The organism is Streptomyces sp. NPDC001920 (assembly GCF_053594495.1).
This window is the reverse complement of the sequence record NZ_JBSFEP010000013.1, coordinates 138,788-153,258: the sequence shown is the minus strand read 5'-3', so window position 1 is coordinate 153,258 and position 14,471 is coordinate 138,788. Positions and strand designations below refer to the sequence as shown.

Sequence of the window (14,471 nt, the reverse complement as noted above, 5' to 3'; positions counted from 1 at the left end):
TACGTCTTTGACTATTGGGCAGTTCAGGCATTCCAGCACGACGGCCTGCGCTCTTCCAAACAGTGGAAGCGGCGGATTCGGAGTGATGTAAGCCCTAGATAAAACGGTCATAAAGAGCGAGCCCCGCCAAAAGGCGGGGCGTTTGTGCGCGCAGCGAGACCGGTCGACCGCGACGCGTGGCCGTACCACCCGATTCCTCTGCCGAAACGTTATGAACAAGGGAGCCGGCCGTGTCAAAGGCCACAGCCGGCTCCGTCACATCTACGACAACTGCCGTATAACGCTTCCGACTTGATCTACCGCAGCCGTGCCATCAAGGCGTGCTCGACCAGCGTGATCAGCGCGCTCTTCGCATCCGAGCGGTGCCGGGCGTCCGTCGTGATGATCGGGGTGTCCGGACCGATCTGCAGCGCCTCGCGTACTTCCTCGGGCTGGTACGGCTGGTGCCCGTCGAATCCGTTGAGCGCCACGACGAACGGCAGGCCGCTGTTCTCGAAGTAGTCGACCGCCGGGAAGCAGTCGGCGAGACGGCGGGTGTCCACCAGGACGACGGCACCGATCGCGCCGCGCACGAGGTCGTCCCACATGAACCAGAAGCGGTCCTGGCCGGGCGTACCGAAGAGGTACAGGATCAGGTCCTGGTCCAGGGTGATACGGCCGAAGTCCATGGCCACCGTGGTGGTGGTCTTGTCCCCGGTGTGCGTGAGGTCGTCGATGCCCGCGCTCGCCGAGGTCATCACGGCCTCTGTGCGCAGCGGGTTGATCTCCGAGACGGCGCCCACGAACGTGGTCTTGCCCACGCCGAAGCCACCCGCCACCACGATCTTCGCGGAGGTGGTCGCCCGGCCCGGTTCAGAGCTTGCGAAGTCCACTGAGCACCCTTTCGAGCAGCGTCACATCCGGAGCGCCGCCGTTGTTCTCGTCGCCGCCCGGCTGGTGGATGGCGACCAGGCCGGCCTCGGCCAGGTCGGCGACGAGGATCCGGGCCACACCGAGGGGCATGGACAGGAGCGCCGACACCTCCGCGACCGACTTCACCTCACGGCACAGGTGGCAGATCCGCTGGTGCTCCGGAAGGAGCCCCATGAGCGCTGCCGGGTCGGCCGTGGTGCTGATCAGGGCCTCGATGGCCAGCTGGTAGCGCGGCCGGGTCCGGCCGCCGGTCATCGCGTACGGACGTACCAGCGGCTGGTCGCCCTCATCCTCGTACGGCTCCGCGTACGGATCATGAGAGGCGGTGGGCGGGGTCATGAATCCTCCGGGCGGGACAGCAAGTCGGTCAGTCAAGCCGTCTGGTCATGGCCGGTGGGGGGATTGTGGCGGCCGGACGGTGATTTGGTGAGACGGGTGGATCCGTGGGTGATCAGTGGAGCAGACTGCCTTGGAGTTCAGCGCGCAGATCCGGCGTGAGTACCGCGCCCGCTCGATCGACCAGCAGCGCCATCTCGTAGCCGACGAGGCCGATGTCACATTCCGGATGGGCCAGCACGGCGAGGGACGAACCGTCCGAGACGGACATGAGGAAGAGGAATCCTCGTTCCATCTCCACGACGGTCTGAGCCACGCTGCCGCCCTCGAAGATACGGGAGGCTCCCGCGGTCAACGAGGTCAGGCCCGACGCGACGGCCGCCAGCTGGTCTGCACGGTCGCGCGGGAAGCCCTCCGACAGTGCCAGCAGAAGGCCGTCGGCCGACACGACGACGGTGTGGGACACACCCGGGGTGTTGTCAACGAAGTTGGTGATCAACCAGTTGAGGTTCTGTGCCGCCTGGCTCATCGGACTCAACTAACGCTCCTGCTGGTGAGTGGGGTTCGGGAAGCTGCCGGTCTGGCCGCTGCCGACCTGACGGCCTTGTGCGATACCCCGACGGAGATTGGTCAGCCGGCCGCGTACGTCGTCAGGCGCACGGGAGACCTGCGGACCGGGTTGGTGCTGTTGCTGCTGAGCCGTACCCGGGACGAGGTTCGCCCTGGGCACCCGGCGCGGCAGGCCGGAGGTGGTGACGCCGCCCGCGGCCGGTTGCCGGACGCGTTCGGCCTGCCGGACGAGATCGTCGTTCGGCGAGCTGCGCCAAGCGGTCGACGAGGTCCGCTGGGAAGCGGAGGACGACTGCGGGGCGGAGGACTGCGGAGCGGACGACTGCGGAGCCGCCGCCGGAGCCTGCGACTGCTGCTGCGGGGCACCCGGGGCGGAGCCGTCGGAGCCCGTCTGACGCTGCTGACCGTGGAACCAGTTGGTCTCCAGCGTGTCGTACAGCGGGGTGCGCCCGTCACCCGGACCCGTCGCCGGCGGCAGTGCCTCGGGCTCCTGGCGGGCGGGCCGCTGCTGCGGACGCGCCGGGGCCGGGGGCTGCGGGGCGCCGAAGTCGGCGGGGCCGCCGAAGGCGCCGTTGACCTGGGGCCGCTCGAACTGCCCGGTGGAGTCGGGGTTGTGGCGGCCGGGCAGGGCGTGCTGGCCCGTCGAGCCGTTGTCGTAGCCCTGCGCAGCGGGGAACTGGCCCGTCTGCGACTGGCTGTCATGCCCGGTCGGTGTGCCGAAGACATCCGGGCGGACGAAGCCACCCGAGTTCTGCCGGCCGTTCACACCGGGGCGGTCGAAGTCGGAGGGAGAGCTCTGACCCTGGCGGCCGTCGTTGCGCGGGACCGCCGGCATCTCGGACGTCGAACCGTGGCCCTGACGGTCGTCGAAGCGCGGCATCCGGGACGTCTGCGCGGGGTCCTCGTCGTGTCCGCGCGGCGCGTCGAGCGAGGAGCGCGGCACCGGAGGCTGAGCGTTCTCGTCGCTCCAGCTCGGACGGGAAGGCTGGTTGCCGCCCGGCAGCTCCGCACGCGCGCCACCGCGCGGCGGCAGCTGCGGCCGACGGCCGCCACGACGGCTCTTCTCGCCACCGGAGGACGGCGGCGGGGTCTGCGGCCGCGACTGCTCACGGCCGCCGGAGCCGCCGAAGGCGTCCTGACCGCCACCGAAGGCGTCCTGACCCGCACCGAACGCGTCCTGGCCGGAGCCGAACGGGTCCTGGCCCATGCCCGCTGCCTGGAGCCCCTGCGGGGCGCCCGGAGCCTGGCCGCCGAACCCGGCGCCCGCACCGGCCGGAGGACGGCCCTGCGAGGGCCCGCCCGGACCCTGCGGTCCACGCGGCGCACCCGGAAGCCCGCCACCGTCACGCCCCGGAAGCGCTGCCCGCGGGCCCTGACCGGCACCGAGCCGGCCCCCGCCGGGCGCACCGGCGCCGAGGGAGCCGCCGGCGGCCTGGGCCTGGCGACGGGCGGCCGCCGCACCGGCCGCGGCCTGCGCGGCGGCAGGACCACCGGAGCCACCCGGGCCGCCCGGACCGGGCTTGCCCGGAGCGGGCTTCTTGTTGCCCTGGGCGACATCGACGGGAAGCATGACCAGCGCGGTCGTACCGCCGGAGTCGGACGGACGCAGCTGGATGCGGATGCCGTGCCGCTGCGACAGACGACCGACCACGAAGAGGCCCATGCGGCGGGAGACGGAGACGTCCACGGTGGGCGGCGAGGCGAGCCGCTCGTTGATCGCCGCGAGGTCCTCGGGGGAGAGGCCGATGCCGGTGTCGTGGATCTCGATCAGCACGCGGCCGTCGGGCAGCGCGTGACCGGTGACCTTGACCTTGGTCTGCGGGGAGGAGAACGAGGTCGCGTTCTCCAGCAGCTCGGCGAGCAGGTGCACGAGGTCGTTGACCACGCGGCCGGCCACTTCGGTGGTCGGCACGGAGGCCAGCTCGATGCGCTCGTACTGCTCCACCTCGGATGCGGCGGCGCGGAGCACGTCGACCAGCGGGACCGGGCGGGTCCAGCGGCGGCCGGGCTCTTCACCGGCGAGAACGAGGAGGTTCTCACCGTTACGGCGCATGCGGGTCGCGAGGTGATCGAGCTTGAACAGCGAGGACAGCTGGTCCGGGTCGGCCTCGCGGGACTCCAGTTCGGAGATGAGCGACAGCTGACGCTGGATGAGGCCCTGGGAGCGGCGCGAGAGGTTGGTGAACATCGCGTTGACGTTGCCCCGCAGCAGGGCCTGCTCGGCAGCGAGGCGGACCGCCTCGCGGTGCACGTCGTCGAAGGCCGCGGCCACCTGGCCGATCTCGTCCCGGGAGTGCACACCGACCGACTCCACGGACGTGTCGACGTCCTGCGGGTCGGACTCGGACAGCTGCTTGACCAGCTCGGGCAGACGGTCCTGGGCGACCTTGGTGGCGGTCTCCTCCAGGCGGCGCAGCGAGCGGATCATGGAGCGGGCCACGACGAAGGCGCCGACCAGCGAGACACCGAGCACGAGCAGGATCAGCGCACCGGAGATGATCGCCTCGCGCTCCGACTCGTTGCGCAGCTCGCGGGCCTTCTGCTCCATGTCCTCCAGCAGCGTCGTCTCGATGGCGCGCATCTGCTGGATCTTGGTGGTGCTGTCGTCGACCCAGTCGCGGTAGGAGCGCTTCTCCAGGTCGTTGAGGGCGTTCGGGTTGCTGAGCGCACGGCTGGCGTACTTGTCGCTGGCCGTGATCGTCGGGTTGTTCTGCTCGATCGACTTCAGCAGGTCGGCGGCGGCCTGCGTGCCGTAGATGTTCCGGAAGGCCTTGATCTCGGAGCGCTGGCTCGTCAGGGCGGAGTCGGCGTAGAGACGGTCGTTCTCGGACAGGTCGCCGACGGTGTCGTTGTTCGCGGGCAGCGCCGCCGCGAGGACGGCGCGCTGGACGGACGCGTACTCCTTGGCGTTGGAGAAGGCCGCCAGGGCGCGCGTGCTGCGGATCATCTCCGGGTTGCTGGTCGCCTCCGCCATGTCCTGGGAGAGGCCCAGCAGGTTGGTGATCAGGCGGTGGTACGCCTCCACCGTCTGGGTGGAGTTGTCCTTGGCCTCGTAGGCGGTGTTGCGGATCTTCGCGATGTTGTTCAGGTCGCCGACGAGCTGAACGAGGTTGTCGCGGACGCCCTTGAGGTTGCCGTCCTCGCTGTTGTTGTCGACCTCCTCGGAGGCCTCCCGGAAGCTCTCCGCGGCCCGGTCCGTCTTGTCGCGGTAGCCCTTGACCGTGTAGTCGGTCGCCTTGGCGCCGTGCGCGAGCGGACCGGCCGACTGGTCGCGCTCGTCCTGGAGCGCCGCGGCGAGTTCGGTGGCGCGCTTGGTCATGTCCGTCAGCAGCTTCATGTTCTCGAGCTGCTGGATGTCGTCCATGTTGTCGCTGATGCGCAGTGCGCCCAGCGAGGTGGCGGCGACCACGGGAAGGGTCAGCAGGGCGACCAGGCGCGTGGAGATACGCCAGTTGCGCAGGGCTATTCGCGAGCCCGGGCCGACCGTGCCCTTGGGGGCCTTCTTCGCCGGCGGCGCGGAGGGGCCGGCCGGCCCCGAGGACGCCGACACGGCGGGGCGCCCGGAGCGCTCACCGCTGTCCACGGACGGAGCCGCGCCTTGGTTGTGGGCGTGCTGGGGCGAGGGACCCCGGTCGGCCCCGCCGTGCTCCGGCTCCGCCGAAGCGCTGCCATCCCTCTTGAAACGTCCCTGCACTAGCGTCGCAACCTCTGGACCAGGCACCCTCCGCGTGAACGGACGGGCACGGTGTCGGCGTGTCGGGGAGCGCCCTGAATACGCTCCCTGATGGTCGTGGTGGACCGGCGCTGGCTCCCCCTTCTCGCCGCCACAAGGCGCTCGGTGCGCCCCCTGTGCGCCGGCTCGATGCTGCGGCGGTCCGTGGAATTCCAGCACAGTGCAGGATCTCCAACAAGGCCCGTTGGTCGAGCCGTGACCTAGGTGACACCAAGTGAGGGTGAGACTACCTGTCGTAGAACCTGATCCCACTCATATCGGACGTATGCCCGCGAGCCGACGGGGTGCGAGGGGTGTCCCAGTCGCCATGATCAGGAGCGGAATGCGGGCTTCAGGTGCTCAATGTCCGTTTCGGTACGGTCGATTGCGAGTCTGAGTTGACCGTTTTGTCCGTGCTCCCGTGAGCAAACTCACATGCCGATCGAGGGTCTTGGCAGCGTCCGGTGGGAACCGCGTGTCTAGCCTGACCCTTTACAAGAGGGATGTTTCTGCCAACCCGCGCCCGGAGACCCGGCCCTCAGGCCCCTCCGCGGCGCCTTGTCACGACAGGGCTCAGTACAACCGTGAAGACGACGATGATCCGCACGATAGCCAACCCGCGGCGCACGACGCTGGCGCACCTCGACGACGCCGGCGAACTGCAGACCCCGCAGCAGCCGGAGCACTCGCTCGACCTTCCCGCACAGACCGCGAACCCCAAGCGCACCATCCTCCAGGAGATCCCCGTCGCCGCCACCGCCGCCGTCTAGTACGGGGACCGACGGCCGATCGTTCATCCGGCCGCGAGATCCCGGTCGTACGGCGGTCAGGGCGCCCGCGGTGATGCGCGAGGCGCCCGCCCCTCCCCGCGCTAGCCTGGAGCGTCAGACTCCAGCCGGCTCAAGTGAGGGGCGCAAGATCCCGTGCGCATCGCCAGATTCTCCATCGACGGGAACGTCGCCTTCGGCGCGGTCGAGGGCGACAGGCCGGACGAGCTCGTCCTCGACATCATCAAGGGCATCCCGTTCGCGGACTTCGAGCTCTCCGGCACCAAGGTCCCGCTGAGCAAGGTCAGGCTGCTGCCGCCGGTCCTCCCCAACAAGGTCGTGGCGTTCGGCCGCAACTACGCCGAGCACGCGCGCGAGCTCGGCAACGAGGTCCCCGACGCCCCGTTCGCCTTCTTCAAGCCGTCCACCTCGGTGATCGGCCCCGGCGACGAGATCCAGTACCCGCCCTTCACCGAGGACCTCCACCACGAGGCCGAACTGGCCGTCGTCATCGGCCGTATGTGCCGCGAGGTCCCGCGTGAGCGCGTCAAGGACGTGATCTTCGGCTTCACCTGCGCCAACGACATCACCGCCCGCGACGTGCAGAAGCGCGAGAAGCAGTGGGCGCGGGCCAAGGGCTTCGACACCTCCTGCCCGCTGGGCCCCTGGGTGGAGACGGGCCTGGCCCTGGAGGCCGCGGCCGACCTCACCATCCAGCTCACCGTCAACGGCGAACAGCGCCAGCTCGGCCGCACCAGCGAGATGGTCCACTCCATCGAGGAACTGATCGTCAACATCTCCGAGGCCATGACGTTGCTCCCGGGCGACGTGATCCTCACGGGCACCCCGGCAGGGGTCGGCCCCCTCAACGTCGGCGACGAGGTCGCCGTCACCATCGAAGGCATCGGCACTCTCACCAACAAGGTTGTCAAGCGTGGCTAGCGCACCCGTCCGCGTACGTTTCTGCCCCTCGCCCACCGGTAACCCGCACGTGGGCCTGGTCCGCACCGCCCTGTTCAACTGGGCGTTCGCCAAGCACCACCAGGGCACCCTGGTCTTCCGCATCGAGGACACCGACGCGGCCCGCGACTCGGAGGAGTCGTACCAGCAGCTGCTCGACTCGATGCGCTGGCTGGGCTTCGACTGGGACGAGGGCCCCGAGATCGGCGGCCCGCACGCGCCGTACCGCCAGTCGCAGCGCATGGACCTCTACAAGGACGTCGCGGCCAAGCTCCTGGACGGCGGCTACGCCTACCGCTGCTACTGCTCCCAGGAGGAGCTGGACGCCCGCCGCGAGGCCGCTCGCGCCGCCGGCAAGCCCTCCGGCTACGACGGCCACTGCCGGGACCTGTCCGAGGCGCAGGTCGAGGAGTACAAGGCCCAGGGCCGCACCCCGATCGTCCGCTTCCGCATGCCCGACGAGACGATCACCTTCACGGACCTGGTCCGCGGCGAACTGACCTTCACTCCGGAGAACGTCCCGGACTACGGCATCGTCCGTGCGAACGGCGCCCCGCTGTACACGCTGGTCAACCCGGTCGACGACGCCCTGATGGAGATCACCCACGTCCTGCGCGGCGAGGACCTGCTCTCCTCCACGCCTCGACAGATCGCCCTCTACAAGGCACTGACCGAACTCGGCATCGCCAAGCGGATCCCGGCCTTCGGCCACCTGCCGTACGTGATGGGCGAGGGCAACAAGAAGCTCTCCAAGCGCGACCCGCAGTCCTCGCTCAACCTCTACCGCGAGCGCGGCTTCCTGCCGGAGGGCCTGCTCAACTACCTCTCGCTGCTCGGCTGGTCGCTCTCCGCCGACCAGGACATCTTCACCACGGGCGAGATGGTCGCGGCCTTCGACATCGCGGACGTGAACCCGAACCCGGCCCGCTTCGACCTCAAGAAGTGCGAGTCGATCAACGGCGACCACATCCGCATGCTGGATGTGAAGGACTTCACCGAGCGGTGCCGCCCGTGGCTCCAGGCCCCCTTCGCCCCGTGGGCCCCGGAGGCGTTCGACGAGGTGAAGTGGCAGGCGATCGCCCCGCACGCCCAGACCCGCCTGAAGGTGCTGTCGGAGATCACGGACAACGTCGACTTCCTGTTCCTGCCGGAGCCGGTGTTCGACGAGCCGTCCTGGACGAAGGCCATGAAGGAGGGCTCGGACGCCTTGCTGCGGACGGCCCGCGAGAAGCTGGAGGCGGCCGACTGGACGTCCCCGGACTCCCTGAAGGAGGCCGTCCTGGCCGCCGGTGAGGCCCACGGCCTCAAGCTCGGCAAGGCCCAGGCCCCGGTCCGCGTCGCCGTCACCGGCCGCACGGTCGGCCTGCCCCTCTTCGAGTCCCTGGAGGTCCTGGGCAAGGAGACGACCCTGGCCCGGATCGACGCGGCGCTGGCGAAGCTGGCGGCGTAGCCCGTGACATCGGTGAGGGGCGGCAGCCACGGCTGCCGCCCCTCACCGATGCGCGCCCCGGGACGGGTGCGGAGCGTCGCCCCCGTGATCGTGAACTCCTGGCGAACTCTTGTACGAAGATCATCAGTCGTGCATAGTTCCACCTCGAAATACGCACACTCACCTGCCTTCAGGTGACGCGTAGCCATGCGCTCATCGCAAGGAGTCACATGTCCCACGCCCGGCGCTTCGCCATCGCGGCCATCGCGGCCTCGGCCCTCACCCTGGGAACGGCCACCGCGTCCCACGCCGCCCCGTACACGAACTCGTCCAGCGACAACTGCGGAGCCGTGTACTTCTACGACTACGGTGACACCTTCAAGTTCCTCGACGTCTGCTCCGACGGCAAGGGCGTGCGTCTGCAGTACACGAGCCCCACGACCGGCACTCCCTCCACCAGCCACACCAAGATCCACGTGGACTACACCGGCGGCTACACCGGCTGGGACCTGAACAACGCGTACGTCTACGACACCGACATGAACGAGAACGCCTGCTTCTACTACCGCGTCGGCCACGTGGACAACGGCGCCTACGTCAGCGGCTCCTACGGCGGCTGGAGCATGGCCTGCGCGGCCAACTAGTCCTCTGTGCGGTCGGCGGACGGGGCCGCGTGCCGCAGGCTACCGTCGCGTCATGAGCATTCGTGCCGTGATCTGGGACGTCGACGACACTCTTTTCGACTACACGGGCGCCGACCGGGCCGGAATGCGCCTGCATCTGATGGCCGAGGGCCTGCTGGACGCGTACGACGGCGTCCAGCAGGCCCTCGCGCGCTGGCGGGAGGTCACCGACGTCCAGTGGACGAGGTTCTCCGCGGGCGAGGTCTCCTTCGAAGGGCAGCGCCGCGACCGGGTGCGCGTCTTCCTGGGCGAGGAGCTGACCGACGACGATGCCGACGCCTGGTTCCAGCGCTACCTCACGCACTACGAGACCGCCTGGGCCCTCTTCCCCGACGTCCTGCCGGTCCTGGACGCCCTCGCGGCCAGCCACCGGCACGCGGTGCTGTCCAACTCCAGCATCCACGTCCAGGACCGCAAGCTGCGCGTGCTCGGTGTGTACGACCGGTTCGAGGCGATCCTGTGCGCCGCCGAGCTCGGCGTCTCCAAGCCGGAGGCCGGCGCCTTCCACGCGGCCTGCGACGCCCTCGACCTGGCCCCGCACGACGTCGCGTACGTCGGTGACCACCCGGAGATCGACGGCCGCGGTGCGGCGCAGGCCGGGCTGCTGTCGGTGTGGATCGACCGTGACGGCGTGTACACCGGCGACGACGGCCCCGGCGGACCGCACCGGATCGCGTCCCTCTCCGAACTCCCCGCGCTCCTCGGCGCGGATACCCGTTTTGGAGCCCCGTCCACCTTCGGGTAATGTTCTTCCTGCGCCGCCGGGGAGCGGGCCGAAAGGCCGGAATCCCGGGGGAGCGAACTAGAACAAGATCCCCTCTGGGGCTTGCGTTCCAGTGGCCTATGGTGTAATTGGCAGCACGACTGATTCTGGTTCAGTTAGTCTTGGTTCGAGTCCAGGTAGGCCAGCTCGCAGAGCTCATCTGCAAAGCCCCCGTTGTGTAGCGGCCTAGCACGCTGCCCTCTCAAGGCAGTAGCGCCGGTTCGAATCCGGTCGGGGGTACAGATCCTTCCCGCGAGGATGGTCAGGGTAGCTCCCGCCGACCTCGATGCAGGATCGCTAGGGCCCCCGTTGTGTAGCGGCCTAGCACGCCGCCCTCTCAAGGCGGTAGCGCCGGTTCGAATCCGGTCGGGGGTACTGACTGGTCTAAACCACATTGGTCTATGGTGTAATTGGCAGCACGACTGATTCTGGTTCAGTTAGTCTTGGTTCGAGTCCAGGTAGACCAGCTCGGACCTGCGGCGGTGCAGTACTGAACGCCTGCAGGCTCCATGCCCCCGTTGTGTAGCGGCCTAGCACGCCGCCCTCTCAAGGCGGTAGCGCCGGTTCGAATCCGGTCGGGGGTACACAGTGAAGGCCCTCCACTTCGGTGGGGGGCCTTCGTCGTGCCCTGTCCCGTCCGTCAGGACTGCTCGCCGAAGCCGTACCGCCGTGCCGACTCCTCCTCCTGGGCCAGCCGGTGCAGGGCCTGGAGCATCGGCTCGACCAGGATCGCCCCCAGGACCGCCGTCTCGACCTTCTCCGCCTCCGAGGCGTGGGTCTCCACGAAGTCCAGGTCGAGGACGGCCGCCCCGTGCATCAACCGGGCGTACTCCAGCAGCAGTTGAGGGTCCCATTCGTAACCGAGGCGTCTGAGGGCGGCCATGGCCACCACCAGTGAGCGGTAGGAGGGCGAGATGGTCACCAGGGACTGGGCGTTCGACCAGCCCAGGGACTCCAGCAGCCGGTCCGCCGCGTCGTGGGCGGACCGCACGAACTCGTCGTCCTCGTCCGGTTCGCGGACCTGTGGCAACGCCCACAGTGCCGCGCCCATCCGGATCGTACGGGGCAGGGAGTCGTCGTCGACGTGCCCGAGGACCTCGCGGACCGTGGCCACCGGCACGCGGCCGACCTGGATCATCGCGCGCACCAGACGGAGCCGGCGCAGATGCTCCTCGTCGTACTCCGCGGTGCGGGCGTTGATCTGGCGGCCGGGCTCCAACAGCCCTTCGCGCAGGTAGTACTTGATCGTCGCGATGGGCACCCCACTGCGCTCGCTGAGTTCGGCCAGCCGCATCTCTTGCGCCTCTCCTTGGGAAGTGCCACTATCCAAGCATCGCTCAGAAGGATAGTGCCGCTATCCGACGGGGAGCCAGGGGGCCGCCATGTTCGCGAAACCGGTGCCGGGACGTACGACCGCGGACGCCGAAGGCGAAGTGGTGGTCCTGCTCATCGGGATGCGGATCAACCGCTTCTGGGCGGTGCACCAGTGGCTGCCGGTCATGCTGTCGATGTTCCGCATGCTTGGGGAGCTTGCGCGGGACGGCGACCGGGGGCTGCTGGGGCGCGTGTTGCTCGCGGCCTCGCCGCGGACGTACTACGTCGTCCAGTACTGGGAGTCCAAGGAGAAGCTGTACGCGTACGCCACCGCGCCGGAGATGTTCCACCACCGCGTGTGGGGGATCGTCAACCGCAAGGAGCGGGCGGGAAGGGCGCGTGGACACGTCGGGATCTGGCACGAGGCCTACGTGGTGCCCGAGGGGGCGTACGAGTCGATCTACGCGGACATGCCGGCCTTCGGGCTCGCGGCGGCGCACGGGCAGGTGCCGGTCGAGAGGCGCGGGCGCCGTGCGAAGGACCGGTATGCGTACCGGCCGGCCGCCGAAGCGGCCGAAGAGACCCGGTGAGCCGGGGGGATCGGGGGACGGGGAGGGCCCGCCGCGGCGTTGAGGCGGGTCCTCCCCGGTGACGTTCCCGTGAGGGCGCCCGGGCTCAGCCCGAGCGGCGCAGGGCCTCGGACAGGCGGGAGGCGGCGTCGATGACCGCCTGGGCGTGCATGCGGCCGGGGTGGCGGGTGAGGCGCTCGATGGGACCGGAGACCGATACGGCGGCCACCACCCGGTTCGACGGGCCGCGTACGGGCGCGGAGACGGACGCGACGCCCGGCTCGCGCTCACCGATCGACTGGGCCCAGCCCCGGCGTCGTACGCCGGAGAGCGCGGTGGCCGTGAAACGGGCGCCCTGCAGGCCCCGGTGCAGGCGCTCCGGCTCCTCCCAGGCCATGAGGATCTGCGCGGAGGAGCCCGCCTTCATCGTGAGCGTCGAGCCGACCGGGACCGTGTCCCGAAGACCGGACAGACGCTCCGCCGCCGCGACGCAGATGCGCATGTCGCCCTGGCGGCGGTAGAGCTGCGCGCTCTCGCCGGTGACGTCCCGCAGGTGGGTGAGGACCGGGCCCGCCGTGGCGAGGAGGCGGTCCTCACCGGCCGCCGCGGCCAGCTCCGCGAGCCGGGGGCCGAGAATGAAACGGCCCTGCATGTCACGCGCCACCATGCGGTGGTGTTCGAGGGCCACGGCCAGTCGATGGGCCGTGGGTCGTGCCAATCCGGTGGCCGAGACGAGCCCCGCGAGGGTGGCCGGACCGGACTCCAGGGCGCTCAGGACAAGGGCTGCCTTGTCCAGAACGCCGACGCCGCTACTGTTGTCCATGCAACGATACTCGCGTCTCACTCTGTGAAACGCAAGTTCAATTTTCCGTGGAACACGCCACTCTGGAAGAACGAAGGCAGGGCGGCCCGTGAACAGGACGGGCCCGGCGGCGGACGCCCGGAAGCAGGGGCGCGGGCGCCGGTCGCCTTCTCAAGATCTCTAGTTGGGCCGGTGGACCGTATGCCGGCCGGAGGGAAAGCGATGGGTAGGACACTCGCGGAGAAGGTCTGGGACGACCACGTCGTCCGGCGCGCCGAGGGCGAGCCCGACCTCCTCTTCATCGATCTGCACCTGCTGCACGAGGTGACCAGCCCGCAGGCCTTCGACGGCCTTCGCAAGAGCGGTCGCACGGTGCGCCGGCTCGACCTGACCATCGCCACCGAGGACCACAACACCCCGACCCTCGACATCGACAAGCCCATCGCCGACCCGGTCTCCCGGGTCCAGCTGGAGACGCTGCGCAAGAACGCCGCCGAGTTCGGCGTGCGTCTGCACCCGCTCGGTGACGTCGAGCAGGGCGTCGTGCACGTCGTCGGCCCGCAGCTGGGTCTGACCCAGCCCGGCATGACCGTCGTCTGCGGTGACTCGCACACCTCCACGCACGGCGCCTTCGGCGGTCTGGCGTTCGGCATCGGCACCTCCCAGGTGGAGCACGTGCTGGCCACCCAGACGCTGCCCATGGCCCGTCCGAAGACCATGGCCATCACGGTCAACGGCGAACTGCCCGAGGGCGTCACCGCCAAGGACCTGATCCTGGCGATCATCGCCAGGATCGGTACGGGCGGCGGCCAGGGCTATGTCCTGGAGTACCGCGGCGAGGCCATCGAGAAGCTCTCGATGGAGGCCCGCATGACCATCTGCAACATGTCGATCGAGGCCGGCGCCCGGGCGGGCATGATCGCCCCCGACGAGACCACCTTCGAGTACCTCAAGGGCCGTCCGCACGCCCCCGAGGGCGAGGACTGGGACGCGGCCGTCGCGTACTGGAAGACGCTGAAGACGGACGAGGACGCCGAGTTCGACGCCGAGGTCGTCATCGAGGCCGCCGAACTGTCGCCGTTCGTCACCTGGGGCACCAACCCGGGCCAGGGCGCTCCGCTTTCGGCGTCCGTCCCCGACCCGGCTTCGTACGAAGACGCTTCGGAGCGCCTCGCCGCCGAAAAGGCCCTGGAGTACATGGGGTTGGAGGCCGGTCAGCCGCTGCGCTCCATCAAGGTGGACACCGTCTTCGTAGGCTCCTGCACCAACGGGCGCATCGAGGACCTGCGCGCCGCGGCCGAGCTCGTGAAGGGCCGCAAAGTCGCCGACGGCGTACGGATGCTGGTCGTCCCGGGCTCCGCGCGGGTGGGTCTGCAGGCCGTCTCCGAGGGCCTGGACGTCGTCTTCAAGGAGGCCGGGGCCGAGTGGCGGCACGCGGGCTGCTCGATGTGCCTGGGCATGAACCCGGACCAGCTGGCCCCGGGTGAGCGCTCCGCGTCCACCTCCAACCGCAACTTCGAGGGCCGGCAGGGCAAGGGCGGCCGTACCCACCTGGTGTCGCCGCAGGTCGCGGCGGCCACCGCGGTCCTGGGCCACCTCGCCTCCCCGGCCGACCTGTCCGACGCCGAGACCCGTACGCCCGCTGGAGTCTGAG

The 14,471-nt window shown here is 69.6% G+C and carries 13 protein-coding genes and 5 tRNA genes; 12 read left to right on the top strand and 6 right to left on the bottom strand.

Features of this window, described 5'->3' with window-relative positions; translation table 11 throughout:
• Positions 1–296: 296 nt before the first annotated feature.
• The 4 genes from ACWCPI_RS23295 to ACWCPI_RS23280 all read right to left on the bottom strand — a co-directional run bounded on the left by ACWCPI_RS23295 (position 297) and on the right by ACWCPI_RS23280 (position 5,512).
• On the bottom strand, positions 297–872 hold the full coding sequence (locus ACWCPI_RS23295; protein WP_388801008.1) for a GTP-binding protein: 576 nt from the start codon (positions 870–872) through the stop codon (positions 297–299).
• Positions 853–1,251, bottom strand: coding sequence for a DUF742 domain-containing protein (locus ACWCPI_RS23290; protein WP_003997626.1), 399 nt, complete (start codon positions 1,249–1,251; stop codon positions 853–855). The genes ACWCPI_RS23295 and ACWCPI_RS23290 overlap by 20 nt, the downstream gene beginning before the upstream one ends.
• A 112-nt stretch (positions 1,252–1,363) precedes the next feature.
• Complete coding sequence (locus tag ACWCPI_RS23285) at positions 1,364–1,777, bottom strand: roadblock/LC7 domain-containing protein (protein ID WP_030216565.1); 414 nt, start codon at positions 1,775–1,777, stop codon at positions 1,364–1,366.
• A 9-nt stretch (positions 1,778–1,786) separates the two neighbouring features.
• Positions 1,787–5,512 (bottom strand): sensor histidine kinase, encoded by a 3,726-nt coding sequence (locus tag ACWCPI_RS23280; protein ID WP_451039907.1) that lies wholly within the window; start codon positions 5,510–5,512, stop codon positions 1,787–1,789.
• Between the two features lie 614 nt (positions 5,513–6,126).
• Here ACWCPI_RS23280 and ACWCPI_RS23275 point away from each other — a divergent pair.
• The 10 genes from ACWCPI_RS23275 to ACWCPI_RS23230 all read left to right on the top strand — a co-directional run bounded on the left by ACWCPI_RS23275 (position 6,127) and on the right by ACWCPI_RS23230 (position 10,716).
• Entirely contained in the window at positions 6,127–6,300 is a 174-nt protein-coding gene (locus ACWCPI_RS23275) for a hypothetical protein (protein WP_451039906.1), read from the top strand.
• 153 nt (positions 6,301–6,453) lie between these two features.
• The gene (locus ACWCPI_RS23270) at positions 6,454–7,239 is read left to right on the top strand and encodes a fumarylacetoacetate hydrolase family protein (protein ID WP_451039905.1); all 786 of its coding nucleotides are present in this window, start codon (positions 6,454–6,456) and stop codon (positions 7,237–7,239) included.
• Entirely contained in the window at positions 7,223–8,707 is a 1,485-nt protein-coding gene (gene gltX, locus ACWCPI_RS23265) for a glutamate--tRNA ligase (protein WP_451039904.1), read from the top strand. The genes ACWCPI_RS23270 and gltX overlap by 17 nt, the downstream gene beginning before the upstream one ends.
• 209 nt (positions 8,708–8,916) lie before the next feature.
• Positions 8,917–9,330, top strand: coding sequence for a hypothetical protein (locus tag ACWCPI_RS23260; RefSeq protein ID WP_451039903.1), 414 nt, complete (start codon positions 8,917–8,919; stop codon positions 9,328–9,330).
• A 52-nt stretch (positions 9,331–9,382) separates the two neighbouring features.
• Positions 9,383–10,114 (top strand): HAD family hydrolase, encoded by a 732-nt coding sequence (locus ACWCPI_RS23255; RefSeq protein ID WP_451039902.1) that lies wholly within the window; start codon positions 9,383–9,385, stop codon positions 10,112–10,114.
• A 92-nt stretch (positions 10,115–10,206) separates the two neighbouring features.
• A tRNA-Gln gene (locus ACWCPI_RS23250) sits at positions 10,207–10,278 on the top strand.
• Positions 10,279–10,299: 21 nt separating this feature from the next.
• Positions 10,300–10,372: transfer RNA gene (locus ACWCPI_RS23245), tRNA-Glu, on the top strand.
• Between the two features lie 62 nt (positions 10,373–10,434).
• Positions 10,435–10,507: transfer RNA gene (locus tag ACWCPI_RS23240), tRNA-Glu, on the top strand.
• Between the two features lie 20 nt (positions 10,508–10,527).
• Positions 10,528–10,599 (top strand) — tRNA-Gln (locus ACWCPI_RS23235).
• A gap of 44 nt (positions 10,600–10,643) precedes the next feature.
• Positions 10,644–10,716, top strand: a tRNA-Glu gene (locus tag ACWCPI_RS23230).
• 56 nt (positions 10,717–10,772) lie between these two features.
• Here the strand turns inward: ACWCPI_RS23230 and ACWCPI_RS23225 are convergent.
• The gene (locus ACWCPI_RS23225; protein WP_451039901.1) at positions 10,773–11,426 is read right to left on the bottom strand and encodes a MerR family transcriptional regulator; all 654 of its coding nucleotides are present in this window, start codon (positions 11,424–11,426) and stop codon (positions 10,773–10,775) included.
• 88 nt (positions 11,427–11,514) lie between these two features.
• On the opposite strand from ACWCPI_RS23225, the gene ACWCPI_RS23220 reads away from it, so the two are divergent.
• A complete protein-coding gene (locus tag ACWCPI_RS23220) occupies positions 11,515–12,036 on the top strand; it encodes a DUF4188 domain-containing protein (RefSeq protein ID WP_451039900.1) in 522 nt (173 codons plus the stop codon).
• Between the two features lie 85 nt (positions 12,037–12,121).
• Here the strand turns inward: ACWCPI_RS23220 and ndgR are convergent, their stop codons facing one another.
• Positions 12,122–12,838, bottom strand: a complete 717-nt coding sequence (gene ndgR, locus ACWCPI_RS23215; protein WP_388800988.1) for an IclR family transcriptional regulator NdgR — start codon at positions 12,836–12,838, stop codon at positions 12,122–12,124.
• 201 nt (positions 12,839–13,039) lie between these two features.
• Here ndgR and leuC point away from each other — a divergent pair, with 201 nt between their 5' ends.
• A complete protein-coding gene (leuC, locus tag ACWCPI_RS23210; RefSeq protein ID WP_019755406.1) occupies positions 13,040–14,470 on the top strand; it encodes a 3-isopropylmalate dehydratase large subunit in 1,431 nt (476 codons plus the stop codon).
• Position 14,471 lies beyond the last annotated feature (1 nt).

Bases quoted from the DNA above. Each gene is read 5' to 3' on its own strand.
- ACWCPI_RS23285 (WP_030216565.1), bottom strand. From the start codon at position 1,777: ATGAGCCAGGCGGCACAGAACCTCAACTGGTTGATCACCAACTTCGTT.
- ndgR (WP_388800988.1), bottom strand. From the start codon at position 12,838: ATGGACAACAGTAGCGGCGTCGGCGTTCTGGACAAGGCAGCCCTTGTC.
- ACWCPI_RS23260 (WP_451039903.1), top strand. From the start codon at position 8,917: ATGTCCCACGCCCGGCGCTTCGCCATCGCGGCCATCGCGGCCTCGGCC.
- ACWCPI_RS23225 (WP_451039901.1), bottom strand. From the start codon at position 11,426: ATGCGGCTGGCCGAACTCAGCGAGCGCAGTGGGGTGCCCATCGCGACG.
- ACWCPI_RS23220 (WP_451039900.1), top strand. From the start codon at position 11,515: ATGTTCGCGAAACCGGTGCCGGGACGTACGACCGCGGACGCCGAAGGC.
- leuC (WP_019755406.1), top strand. From the start codon at position 13,040: ATGGGTAGGACACTCGCGGAGAAGGTCTGGGACGACCACGTCGTCCGG.
- ACWCPI_RS23275 (WP_451039906.1), top strand. From the start codon at position 6,127: ATGATCCGCACGATAGCCAACCCGCGGCGCACGACGCTGGCGCACCTC.
- ACWCPI_RS23255 (WP_451039902.1), top strand. From the start codon at position 9,383: ATGAGCATTCGTGCCGTGATCTGGGACGTCGACGACACTCTTTTCGAC.
- ACWCPI_RS23290 (WP_003997626.1), bottom strand. From the start codon at position 1,251: ATGACCCCGCCCACCGCCTCTCATGATCCGTACGCGGAGCCGTACGAG.